The sequence below is a fragment of the Mycobacterium sp. genome (genome assembly GCF_965277065.1).
GTDB lineage: Bacteria > Actinomycetota > Actinomycetes > Mycobacteriales > Mycobacteriaceae > Mycobacterium.
Genome location: NZ_CBDIBT010000012.1, coordinates 53,205 through 64,383 on the forward strand (window position 1 = coordinate 53,205; position 11,179 = coordinate 64,383).

Below are 11,179 nucleotides of genomic sequence, written 5' to 3' on the forward strand. Positions count from 1 at the left end.
CATGACCATCTCCTACACGCGAACCTTCGCCCACACCGACTGGGTCGACAACGTCGACCGGGTTCAAGCGGGCGGCGACAACGGCTTCAACGGACGCTTTCATAGCGTGGAGGCCGAATTCGACGTCGTCTCAGGCGTTTTCAATCAAGTCGGCACTCAGCTCGGGACGCTGGAGCAGCAAGTTTCAGCGCTCGGCACAGGAATCGCACGGACGGTCAGCATCGCGCCGGTGCTCGCCGCGGCGGGCCCGACGGGCTGGGATACCTCGAGCCCCGGCGTTGCTCGCAAGCCGTCGACCGCCACCAGCGCTCACGGCGCCGTGGCCGTGGCGCTGCCAGCGGGTGCCCAGATCACGGCGTTTCGGGCTCTCGGTAACAATGCGGGAACGGGTTCGATCCTCCTCGACTTGATGGGTCAGGGCCTCGACGGCCAGGGTCAGGCACCCGTCGTGCGCATCACTATCAACGCCCAGCAGGCCCCATTCGACATCACGAAGAATCCCGTCGGCGGCTCCGGTCGCGATTTCATCGACCCCGATTCGTCCTACTTCATCCTCGCGCGCCTAGATAATGCCGGGGCCGCCGACAACGTCTTCCTCACCGGCTTCCAGGTGCTCTACCAAGCCCGGTGAGGCATCCACCGCTCATGAGTGAGGAGAAGAAATAATGACCTGCAATAACCCTTCCGGAGAGACGCCGGGCATTTTAGTTGCTTGGCAAGACCAACCCGCTGATAACGGTGTCCGGCCGCTACCGGCAGCCGACGCGTATTGGACCAGCCCCAACGTCCGCCTCGCCGCGCCAAATGATGTGGCCGGTCTGATGAACCCCGCGAACGCCAGCTGGGACATCCCGTGGGACGGCCACGTGGACGTGGGCACTGGATACACGCTATTGGTCAGGGTCCGCAATACCGACTCGAGTGTTCGGGCCGCGCCGTTGCACCTCGATGGGTGGGTGTCGGACTATACGGCGGGCGGCGTCGGCCCGGGATCGGCGATCCTGGATTCCAGTCACAACCCCGTCCAGTTCAGCGGGGCTGACGACGCCACCGACCTGCAGCCCGGGAACGTGCTGGTGCTGACGGGTGCACCGATGTGGACGCCGACCGTCTCCCAGACCAACATCAACGGCGGCCATGTCTGTGTGGCGGTCAACGTCTACAACGACCCAACCGCCAACGCCCCGGCCGATGGTGGACCTGTGGTTTCTGGCTTTCTCGATCCCACCTGCGACCGAAGGTACGGGCAGCGCAACGTCCAGATCGTCACGGTCGGGGCCGGACAGCAGATCCGATTTCCCTTCATGGTGGCCGCGACCCGAGAGCGCCCGCTGGACGCGCGCGTCGAGGTCCTGCGTGCCGAACTACGGGAGGGTGCGGATGGTGCGCTTCAGCGTGTGCCGGTACTCGAACAGGCTGCCCGCATTCATGCGCTCACCGAACTCCGACGGCCCGACGGCGACCCGCTCGCTCATCTGGATATCGTCCATGAACGCGAAGGTCGTGGGAACCACACAAGTGTCCACGTGGAGCCGGGCGCGCGTGCACACCTGTACGTGACGCTGGAGGCGAAGGGCCAAAAGCCCGGCGAGGCTTACGCGTTCGACATCGTGACCACGGACATCAAGGCCAACGTCCGGTATGGCGCGGCGCGGGTGTACGTGCTGGTCACCGGTAAACCGCGATAGCCTGTCGCATCGCGCGCGGCGCGCCTCTGACGGACGGACCGGCCATCTGCCGCACTGCCGCGTTTGGCGAGGATGTCGCGCTGGCAACAGGTAGTCGACGGCCTGAACTGTCCGCATCGCCGAGGCGCAGGCCCATCGGCTCGCCCGGGAGACCTTCCACCGCAACTCCTGCCTGGCCAGGTCACGGCAGCCCTCGGCGAGATGGTCGGCTCGCGGAGGCCGACGTAGGGTGGTCCGTGGGCGACGACGGCCTCACCGATACATGGATGCGCTTACCGGGCGCTTGGGCTCTGGGAACGACCGACCACCGGGTGCCGGACAGACCGCTCGGTCGGCGAGATCAGTCGTGCGGAAGCCGCGACCACTTCGGAGTCCGGCTTTCAACCCAAATACGGGCAATCGTTGAATATATCGCGGTATGCGTTCATCATCGCCAGAGCCATCCTTCTCGGGCTGGTTGCCAACGGTGTTGCGGTTCCCGACAGTTAGTGCCGTGGTCCAATCCCCGATAATCTCCACGGGCGATCACCCCGGCAAGTAGTTCTGATCAGGGGGGGCTGGCTTAAACTGTTGTCCGCCAATTAGAGCTGCGCCGGATTCTGGACCCCGGCACCCGGTCCGCTGATTGGCGGAGCTCGTGCCCAAACTCTTCCTTGGCGCATACTGCTCTAACCTGGGTGTGCGCGATTCGCTGAACTTCTTGCAGGCAATCCAGATATACCGGCAAACATTGGGACGAGTGAGAGTGGCCTCAGTTCGTCCTCTGACCAGATCACTCACCCGTCAAATCTGGTTGGACAAGTCACTCCCTAACGACGCCTACGATCGCTCGCAAACAGTCGCTTGAAAACATAAGAAGGGTAATTGGATGGACTGCTCGCTGACGACAGTATCTCGTCTTGGTGTACGGCAATTTCAGGCCGTACTTGCATGTGATCGAGGGCGACCCTGCCAGCGTGGTTGCGCCTGTACTGGCGAACGTGTACGCAAGCTATGACTCCGCAGGGCGACAGAGACCTAACTTGAAATCCAGTTCACTGCACTAGACACCGCATTCTCCTCCGCTGAGGACCCACGTGTCCGATTCATTTTGCGAAGGCCACTACGATCCAGCAGGCTTTGGTGATGTTCGCTCGCAGTCGTCGTCGAGATTTGTACAAAATTCGGCTGCCAACACACTTCAAACGCCGACCATGCGCGCTACCGATGCCTCTGTGTTGGCGATCCGATCAATTCAGAGCTGGCCAACACAATCGGCAAAAGATTTCATGAGCAACGCCCATGAGGCGCCGCCGAGAAACGCGATCAACGCACCCGCAGTTGTAGCGTTGAGGGCTTTAGTCAAAATGACGCCCAGAGTGGTCGTTGCGAAAGGTGCAAGTACCGTCACCAGCCCCCTCGAGTTGGCGTCCAAGTTATTCCACCAGTTGACTACCGCCTGTATTCCGTCGGCACCCAACTTCTTGAGGTCGTCAATGATTGCGTCGACCGTCGTTCCAATCTTGTTGGCGAAACAGTTGCCAAAGTCATCGACTGACACCGGTACTCCTACACTTGGCCTTGAGCAGCGCTAAAGGCTTCCTGGGCGATGGACAGCCTCTCGGAAAATGTTTTGCCGGAAGTGGCGTCGAATGCCTCGAAAAGGCCACCGAGGTCCGGGGTGACGTTCAGCTCAGGTGAAGCCAACACCGAGCACACGGGCTCCTGCGCCGACCCTTCATCAAACCCTTCCCGGACGGCGGCATCCAAGCTGAAGAACCAGTCATTGGCCTTCTGCAGCTCCGTACCGACGGTGCCAGAATCCGACGGTAAAGCGCTTGCGGCAGTCTGGATTCCGCGCTGGGTCAGCTGTGCTGCAAAGTCATCGGCGAATGCCATATCTCTCCCTGCAGGCGGTAGCGAAAAACTCGGACATAGGAGTTGACGCTAGCAGGCAGACGAATACAGCGCGGCGTTTCCCCGGTATCGCATTTTTCCGATGTCCGTTCGCTCGAAATCAACCTGGCGGAGCTCGTTGTAAACGATCAATTAGCGTCGCGTTCACCTCGCGCACTGCTGAGCTCATACTTCAGGGCCGTTGTTGTGGCGCAAACAACGGCTAAGCAACAAAAATCATGTGGTGACTATCGCACCTGCGTTGGCTCAGGCCGCATGCGCGGCTGCCCAAGCCGCCAAAGGCGATGGTCTTTATGGCCACGTGGCCCTCCCGACGCCATTGGGTGAGCACGCCGGCAGACCACATGAATAATGGCCAGGCTCTCATTTTCACCTGCTGAGGCGGCCGCTGGCAAGGCTAAGCGAGTCGACTGGTGTTGATTATTCATGCGCGGCCGGCCACCGAAGCCATAAGCGCATAGTGACAGCCACACGCACCCCTACCTAGAAGTATTCATCGCGGCGGGGGAGCCAGATCATGGTGCTCAAGCAGGCTCGCCTCCGTCAAGACCAGTAGCGAGGCGGCGATGTATGGAAGGTGATCAGCGGAGGGCAGGCCAGCGGCGTTTGGACTGATTCGGCAGCAAAAAGGCTGCTCATCTGGCTTCTGTGTCGAAGAAGCGCTGTCATGAAATTATCCGAGGACTTAGCCGCGATGGCCGAATTCATCGTTAACTCGCTTCCCCATACCGCAGCGAGATACGGTAACGAAGTAGCGGGTGATAAGCCCAGTTCAATTTGATAGTGGGAGACTCCCTCATGCAACTAAGGGTTTTCATGTCACGGTCCACACTTCGTTGTTGGGGTTAATCTCGTGGGCGGACGCGCAACGCGAGGACAATTCGCTGGCCAGCGCCTTACTAAGCCGGATCACCCTCTACGATGAAACTCAATGCCAAAACACACCGCAGCCAACCCGCTCAGTCTCCTCACCCACCGCGGCCAGGTTGACTACGGCTGGCACCCGGATCTGCCTGGCGCTAGCGACCATTTCTACTGAGCCCCAATGGTGCAGGCTTTGCCTGCATCCGTCGATCTGCGCGCCATTTGCGCTGCGGTCTATGATCAAGGCCAGCTGGGGAGCTGCACCGCCAACGCTATCGCGGCAGCCCTCGAGTTCGATCGCAAGAGAGCTTGACCGATTTCGGTGCCGCCTCTTCATCTATTACAAACGAGCGCACAATTGGCAGTCACAACATGCGAGGTGGCGTCGACCGATCCGTCGCCGCACCGACACGCAGCCGTTTCATCGACGCGGCCCGCGAAGGCGCTGAGGCTGTTCACCGAGGACCTTCGTCCATTACCTGCACCAGCGGACTCTCTGCGCGCGGATGCCGCCGCGCATTTAATCGAAGCGGACCGAACCTATCTTTTTGATCTGTCCGGCCGCCGGACCCAGCGTCACCAGCATGTCCACGAAATGGGCGTTGCCGTTGTCTGCATTTTGGAAGTCGAGCGGGGCGAAGCCGACCAGCCGGTCGCAGTTTGTGTCGTCATCGTGGCACTGGTTGAACTTCTTGTTGGTCACCCGATAATTGAGGGGTCCGCCCCAGGTGGCTGAACCTGACTCGGCATAAAATTGGGCGAATCGGTTCACGTCGTACAACTGAACGTTCCAAAGTCTGAAGGTCTGACCGGGCTGGATGGCCCACCACCCTTGCTTGCGGAACGGGTGCGGGCCGCCGCAGGCCTTATCACCGTAATCGAATGCGAGCCAAATGGGTTTGTTGTAATGATTCAAGACGTTGAGCGCCACGATGGTCCCGTCTGTACCCGGTCAGTCACGAATTGTCGTCGGCGTCGCTGCCGGACACGCTGGCGGGTGCCTCGTCTTCGGTGAACGGCGTATCCCGTTCATAGTCTTCGCCTTCCGGCGCCGTCGCAGCCTGTTCAAGTGCCGTATCGCCGTCAGGAGGTAGCTCGCCGAGCGCCCCGTGGGCCGGTGAAGGCTTCGGTGTTGGCATTTCACGGTCCGTTCGCGATGGGGGCTAAAAGACGGATTAATGCTGGCACGTCTGTGCCACGCCCGCTGGGAATTGGCCTTTTTGTTGGGGATTCGGTGCACTGATCTGCTGCGGGAGTAGCCGACGGTCTTCCGCGGATCGGGCAGCGTCGTGGGGCAGCCAGGATGCAGCAAACCATTCATGCCCTTGTGCCAAAAAAATAACCTTGTTTGCTTCGCACACGACATCATGGAAGTGCGCTGAAAGAGCGCTGGCGTTTGCGCTGTGGGCCGCCGAGTCGGCTCGTCGGATGCGCCGCTCTGGACCGCCCCGAGCGTGTCTTGCCGATTGGCGATTATGCGGGTCGATGTCACCACCCGCGCACTGAACAATTTCTCGGCGCCGCTGTCGCTAGATCAATGCCGCGCGCCCAATGGCGATCGGGCGGTAGGAATACTCGGCGTCAGCTGGGGGCGCAAAGAGGTAAGCGATCGGACGACCGTCGCCGTCGACCCGCGCATGAATGAACCCCGAGCCGACGCCAGTCGTTCCCGTCGGTGAGGGCTGCCCACCGGGCATTCGGGTGTCGTCAAAATGCGCCGCGGCGGCCGAGTCGTAGATGCGTACCTTGAAGAATTCGCCGCTACCATCGAGCGTCGGGGGTTCGGCGAGGAGCATGACGTGGCCGGTGTCTTCATGGGTCCGGATGGTGGGGAAACGCCACGCCATGACGTCACCGCGACGGGCGTCTGACAGCCTGTCGACTCTGCCCCAGTCGCCAGACGATTGAGGTGAAAGTGACGCGAAAAAGTTGAAGTACTCGAAGGCACGAGGCCGTGTGCGGCCATCTTCCTTTGGCACTAACGCGTAGTGCTGAGGCGCCGCGTTCTTCAGGATGTAACCGACGAAGCCGTTGCAATCGCAATCATAAACGCCGGTGCTGGGATCGATCTTGTCGACGTGTTGATAATAAGTGTGGGTGTGCCCGTCGACAATGGACTCGGCCATCGAGGCCATGTTTTCAGGCAAGGGCATAGTCGCGATTCCCAATCTCTTCCGATGCGGTTTGGCAATACATTAATCCCGAGCATTTGATCGAACCCTGTTAGCCGCAAGGACCCAGCCCGAGCGCTTGCCAGACAGCAAATGTCACGAAAACAGCGCGTCCGAAAGCAACGGCGCCGCTGCGTGTGATTCGCCGTGAATAACGCTGCTCCAGGCTGGCCTGCCGCCCCATTCGGCGCGGACTATGCGCCTGCCGCTGTAACGCAGTCATGCTTCATTTACCTTCTCGCGGAACGACTTCGGACCTTGTCATGCCCTTTACGGCATTGCGCCGTGTGCGCGACCGGCGGGTTCCGATTCAGGAAGTCCAGCTGATTCCAGATCAGCCCACCTATCCTTGCGGCCCGGGTTGCGAGAGAATCAGAATCAACACGATGAGAGGCGGCAGCGATGGCTGGGCTGGAGTCAATTGACCACGTGATCGTCCTCATGCTCGAGAACCGTTCCTTCGACCACTTACTCGGCTATCTCTACCCCAAATCCGGCGACTTCGACGGACTCGACGGTACCGAGTCCAACCGCGACCCCGCCGGCACCGCAGTCTCCGTTCACCCGATTACTCCGGAGAACCAGAATGCCTACTACTACCCGTTGGCGAACCCCACCGAAGGATTCAAGGCGACCAACGAACAGCTGTTTAGTTCCGCCTCTGCCCCCGCCGACGGGAAAGCAGACAACGACGGCTTCGTCACCAGCTTCGCCTCCGAGATCGCCAATCCTTCACATCCGCTCGACCCCAAACTCGTCGGTGTCGAACCTTCTTCGATTATGGGCATGTATTCGCCCCAGACGCTGCCCGTACTCTGCGGGCTGGCCAAGGGCTTTGCCGTTTGTGACCGCTGGTTCGCATCGGTTCCGACGCAGACCTTTCCCAACCGGGCCTTCGCGGTCGCCGGCACGTCGCTGGGCTACACCGACAACTCAGCCCATGGCGTGCCGGCGTTCAACACGCCGTCGGTGTTCGGGAAACTCGCCGACGCCGGCCAGACTTGGACGATCTACGGCTACTCCAAACGCCCCCTGACGGCCAACGACTTTCCCGATACCGTCCACCCCGGTCCCGGGTGCACGGTGCAGGCGGGGTTCGACAAATTTCAGCGTGACGCGACCAGCGGGCAGTTGGCAGCCTTGAGCTACATCGAGCCCGAATGGGCCACCTATCCCCGCCGCCACGGCCCTCCGAGCAACGACCACAACTTTCAAGTGCAGAACGACCAGCATCCGGTCTCGAATCTGGCCGTGGGCGAGAAATTCATCTACGACGTTTACGCGGCGCTGCGCAGCAACCAGGCTGTCTGGGAGAAGAGCTTGCTCATCATCACCTACGACGAACACGGCGGGAACTACGATCACGTGCCTCCCGCAACCGGTGCCACCCCACCCGACGACATCATCGGGGCATCAGGATTCGACTTCACCCGCTTCGGAGTCCGGGTGCCAGCGGTCATCGTCTCCCCGTTAATTCCCGCCGGAACCGTCGTGCGGGCCCCCGTCGGGAGCCCACCCTACGACCACACGTCGATCATCGCGACTCTGCGAGCCCGTTTCAATCTGGGCACGCTCGGCAAGCGGGACGCCGTCGCCCCGCACCTCGGGCCCGTCCTCACCCTGCCCGAGCCTCGCACCGACGACCCACTGGAGGGTGTCACTCCGCCCACTGCGGCGGATCCCGTCCTGCAGCCCGGGTCCGCGCCGATTGGTGAGGCGCCCAGTTCGTTCCTCGAGGCGAAGGCCATCGCCGCGGCCAAGCTGCCGGTTCCCTCCCAACCGATCGAAAACCCCGAGCTGACGGTTGCCACACTGTGCACCGCGGCCCAGCAAGATGCCTTCATTCAGGATCGGCTGCAGGCCTGGGAAGCGGCCGGCAAGCCACTCACCAACATATGACCCGCGCCTCGGGGACGGTCGTGCGAACTGCCGTTGAGCGTCAGGCCTATCGATCGACACCAGGGCGACCTACGGTCAAACGGCCGGGGCCGGAAGCGCCCGCGCGGTCAGGGCTGCAAGCAATGGCCTGACCGCGTCGGGAATTTCTGGTTCTTGCCAGCGGCAGGTGCGGGTGCGGGTGCCGTCAGTGAGGGTCAGCTCGTAGCTGAACGCGTCGGGCATCGCGGCTGCACGATCCTGCACGCCCGGCGTGTCGGCCAGGAGATCAGCGATGATCGTGCCATCCTCGGACGGCAAATCGCCGCTGTCGACACTGGCCGTCATGTCGATGCCGGCCAGTCCGCCAGATCTCCGGTAGTCGATGTGTACCGGAGCTGACATGCTGCCAGGATAGACCGGTTCGCCAATCAGCGAACCGGGACCTTGACCGCCTCCCACCCCGCACTGACCGCGTCGGCTTCGGCGCTAGTGCTTCCATACCGTATACGCGCCTGGTTGAGAGTTATGGCGGCGAACGAGGCGAACGTAGCGTTGGGCAGCAGGCGTGGATTGGTCAAAGTGTCGTACCAAATGGTGCCCGCTGCCTTCCATGCCGGGCCGCCGAGTTTGTCGGCGATGACGTAAAAAGCGCGGTTGGGAATTCCGGAGTTAATGTGAACGCCGCCGTTATCGGAAGTGGTCTGCAGGTAATGATCCATGTCGGCGGGCTGATTGTCGTGTGCGTGGGCGGTGCCAGGCGCTTTCATCGATCGCAGCGCCGGCTCCAGCAACGGTCCGACGATGTCGGCGCCGACCAGCCAGTCAGCTTGCGCAGCGGTTTGGTTTAGGTGGAATTGCTTGACCAGGGATCCGAAAACATCGGAGATGGATTCGTTCAGAGCACCGGACTGTCCGGAATAAACGAGATTCGCCGTGTGCTGGGTGACCCCGTGGGTTAATTCGTGTCCGATGACATCGAGGCCTTTGGTGGTGTCGGTGAGGAGCCGTCCGTCGCCGTCACCGAAAAACATCTGACCTTGGCCGTCCCAGAACGCGTTGTCGTAGTCGGTGGCGAAGTGGACCAGACCGTTGATCGGCATGCCTTGCGCGTCGATTGAGTCGCGCGCGAACACCTCCCAATAGAACTTGTAGGTAATACCGAAATTGTCGTAGGCAGCGTTCACCGAATCATCAGCGGCTTCGGGGTCGCCCTCTGAGCGCGCCAGCGTCCCCGGAACTCGTTCCGGCGAGTGTGTCTGATCATAAATCGATCGGTGAGGTGTGCCGCCCAGCGGTGCGGCCAGCAGCGCCGAAGGCGCAATCGCGCCTCGCCGGCCGGCCACTTCCGCGCGACCTTGGCGGAAAGTCTGATCGAGTTCGATCGTGCCCAAAATCGCCGCCAAATCCTCGGACGTCGCATCTCGCGCTACCGACAGCAGCACGTCGGGGGAGAGAATGCAGCCCAGCGGGTTTCGTGTCATGACATGTTCTCCGTTTCTTGTCCGTCGTGAATCATTGATCAAATTCATGGTGAAGCGTTCATCATCAGTACATCGCGGCCACGCGTATGGAGGCGCTTATTTGAGTTGGTCAGTCGGTATCCTCTCAACCTGGCAAATGAAAAATGTCGGCCGGAAAGGCATCGTCGGGGATGAACGCTACACGGACGCGTGAATTTCGACGAGAGTAGTCCACTACTCGATGTCATCGATTCATTCACGACTTACTTAGTTATCCGAAGTCAAATAGAACCCATTGAATATTCATACGATCTCGGCCCCGACCATCTGTGCTCTGGTGATAAGTAGTGTTCGATGGGGGCCGCCGTGATGGGGCTGGGGTCAGCCGGGCGGTGGGGGAGCCACCCCGTGTAGCCGGACTGTGTGAGGTTCGGCAATTCGACCGCCGGTTCCCCGGGCTCAGCCGTTGATGTGCGCGCGGCAGAAGCGCTCTAGGTCGACGATGAGACCGCCAAACAGCCGCCCGCGGCGGTCACAACGGGTTTCGCATGCGTCGATTTCGCACGCGCGCCCTTCACGAAGGCACATGCCACAGAAGACCGTTGTCAGCAGTGGGCGCCGTTGATGCGTGCGCTGGCGATCGAACCGTACAGTGTCGCCGGAAAGTTGAACATGGCGCTCCAGTTCGACTCGGCGCCCTGCGGACAGGTCGGGCTGACCAGCTTGCCGCTGGTGAACAGAACGGTTCCGTTGCTGCCGATCAGCGAGACTCCGTTGCGAATCACCCATGCGTCGTCGTCGCCGCTCGATCCGATGGACGCATTGAAATACGCGGTCCCGTTGGCTTCGATGACAAGGTTGATGCCCTCCATCGTGCAGTCGCCGACTCGTATCGCGTTTCGCCAGGACAGTGTTTTCTGCGCCACACGGGCGCGGGCTGACTCCGCGAGGGGGGCCATTTCGCTTTCGGCGTCGACCGGAGGAACGTGTTTGCAAGCCTGTTCGCCCGCGGGCGGCGAGGATTCGGCTGTTTCCGCGTCAAAATGGTCGGTCATAATGCGCTCCTGAATTCATTAAGGATGTGGGTAGCGGAATGATACGGCTCGACGGGTGCCTTACCTGGCAGTTGGAGCGCCGTCGCTGCAGTGCCCACGGCAGGGTCGATCTCACCGGCAAGTGCGGCGGGTCGGAATCTGCCCTGCTGTTCTGCCGTATTCCTTGT

Annotated in this window: 11 protein-coding genes; 3 read left to right on the forward strand and 8 right to left on the reverse strand. The window is 61.2% G+C overall.

Annotated features, from left to right (window positions below; genetic code table 11):
• The first annotated feature begins 1 nt into the window (after window position 1).
• Both ACQY5A_RS01980 and ACQY5A_RS01985 read left to right on the forward strand, forming a co-directional pair.
• The gene (locus ACQY5A_RS01980) at window positions 2–631 is read left to right on the forward strand and encodes a hypothetical protein (RefSeq protein WP_428338696.1); all 630 of its coding nucleotides are present in this window, start codon (window positions 2–4) and stop codon (window positions 629–631) included.
• 190 nt (window positions 632–821) lie between these two features.
• Complete coding sequence (locus ACQY5A_RS01985; RefSeq protein ID WP_428338697.1) at window positions 822–1,688, forward strand: hypothetical protein; 867 nt, start codon at window positions 822–824, stop codon at window positions 1,686–1,688.
• A 1,234-nt stretch (window positions 1,689–2,922) separates the two neighbouring features.
• Here ACQY5A_RS01985 and ACQY5A_RS01990 read toward each other — a convergent pair.
• From ACQY5A_RS01990 to ACQY5A_RS02010, 5 genes are all read right to left on the reverse strand, one after another.
• Window positions 2,923–3,228 carry a hypothetical protein gene (locus ACQY5A_RS01990; protein ID WP_428338698.1) on the reverse strand — a complete coding sequence of 102 codons (306 nt, stop codon included), beginning with the start codon at window positions 3,226–3,228 and terminating at the stop codon, window positions 2,923–2,925.
• Between the two features lie 8 nt (window positions 3,229–3,236).
• Window positions 3,237–3,566 (reverse strand): hypothetical protein, encoded by a 330-nt coding sequence (locus ACQY5A_RS01995; protein WP_428338699.1) that lies wholly within the window; start codon window positions 3,564–3,566, stop codon window positions 3,237–3,239.
• A 1,402-nt stretch (window positions 3,567–4,968) separates the two neighbouring features.
• Window positions 4,969–5,379, reverse strand: coding sequence for a DUF1036 domain-containing protein (locus ACQY5A_RS02000; protein WP_428338700.1), 411 nt, complete (start codon window positions 5,377–5,379; stop codon window positions 4,969–4,971).
• A 25-nt stretch (window positions 5,380–5,404) separates the two neighbouring features.
• A complete protein-coding gene (locus ACQY5A_RS02005) occupies window positions 5,405–5,587 on the reverse strand; it encodes a hypothetical protein (RefSeq protein WP_428338701.1) in 183 nt (60 codons plus the stop codon).
• Between the two features lie 390 nt (window positions 5,588–5,977).
• Entirely contained in the window at window positions 5,978–6,574 is a 597-nt protein-coding gene (locus tag ACQY5A_RS02010; RefSeq protein WP_428338702.1) for a hypothetical protein, read from the reverse strand.
• A 447-nt stretch (window positions 6,575–7,021) separates the two neighbouring features.
• Here ACQY5A_RS02010 and ACQY5A_RS02015 point away from each other — a divergent pair, with 447 nt between their 5' ends.
• Entirely contained in the window at window positions 7,022–8,518 is a 1,497-nt protein-coding gene (locus tag ACQY5A_RS02015) for an alkaline phosphatase family protein (protein WP_428338703.1), read from the forward strand.
• 75 nt (window positions 8,519–8,593) lie between these two features.
• Here ACQY5A_RS02015 and ACQY5A_RS02020 read toward each other — a convergent pair whose 3' ends face one another.
• The 3 genes from ACQY5A_RS02020 to ACQY5A_RS02030 all read right to left on the reverse strand — a co-directional run bounded on the left by ACQY5A_RS02020 (window position 8,594) and on the right by ACQY5A_RS02030 (window position 11,012).
• Window positions 8,594–8,899: a protealysin inhibitor emfourin gene (locus tag ACQY5A_RS02020; RefSeq protein WP_428338704.1), complete on the reverse strand. Its 306-nt coding sequence runs from the start codon at window positions 8,897–8,899 to the stop codon at window positions 8,594–8,596.
• Between the two features lie 26 nt (window positions 8,900–8,925).
• Window positions 8,926–9,978 (reverse strand): M4 family metallopeptidase, encoded by a 1,053-nt coding sequence (locus ACQY5A_RS02025; protein WP_428338705.1) that lies wholly within the window; start codon window positions 9,976–9,978, stop codon window positions 8,926–8,928.
• A 584-nt stretch (window positions 9,979–10,562) separates the two neighbouring features.
• Window positions 10,563–11,012, reverse strand: coding sequence for a DUF6294 family protein (locus ACQY5A_RS02030; RefSeq protein ID WP_428338706.1), 450 nt, complete (start codon window positions 11,010–11,012; stop codon window positions 10,563–10,565).
• Window positions 11,013–11,179 lie beyond the last annotated feature (167 nt).

Excerpts from the sequence above, each read along its gene's own strand:
- ACQY5A_RS01980 (WP_428338696.1), top strand. The coding sequence starts at position 2 with ATGACCATCTCCTACACGCGAACCTTCGCCCACACCGACTGGGTCGAC.
- ACQY5A_RS01985 (WP_428338697.1), top strand. The coding sequence starts at position 822 with ATGAACCCCGCGAACGCCAGCTGGGACATCCCGTGGGACGGCCACGTG.
- ACQY5A_RS01995 (WP_428338699.1), bottom strand. The coding sequence starts at position 3,566 with ATGGCATTCGCCGATGACTTTGCAGCACAGCTGACCCAGCGCGGAATC.
- ACQY5A_RS02005 (WP_428338701.1), bottom strand. The coding sequence starts at position 5,587 with ATGCCAACACCGAAGCCTTCACCGGCCCACGGGGCGCTCGGCGAGCTA.
- ACQY5A_RS02010 (WP_428338702.1), bottom strand. The coding sequence starts at position 6,574 with ATGGCCGAGTCCATTGTCGACGGGCACACCCACACTTATTATCAACAC.
- ACQY5A_RS02015 (WP_428338703.1), top strand. The coding sequence starts at position 7,022 with ATGGCTGGGCTGGAGTCAATTGACCACGTGATCGTCCTCATGCTCGAG.
- ACQY5A_RS02020 (WP_428338704.1), bottom strand. The coding sequence starts at position 8,899 with ATGTCAGCTCCGGTACACATCGACTACCGGAGATCTGGCGGACTGGCC.
- ACQY5A_RS02025 (WP_428338705.1), bottom strand. The coding sequence starts at position 9,978 with ATGACACGAAACCCGCTGGGCTGCATTCTCTCCCCCGACGTGCTGCTG.
- ACQY5A_RS02030 (WP_428338706.1), bottom strand. The coding sequence starts at position 11,012 with ATGACCGACCATTTTGACGCGGAAACAGCCGAATCCTCGCCGCCCGCG.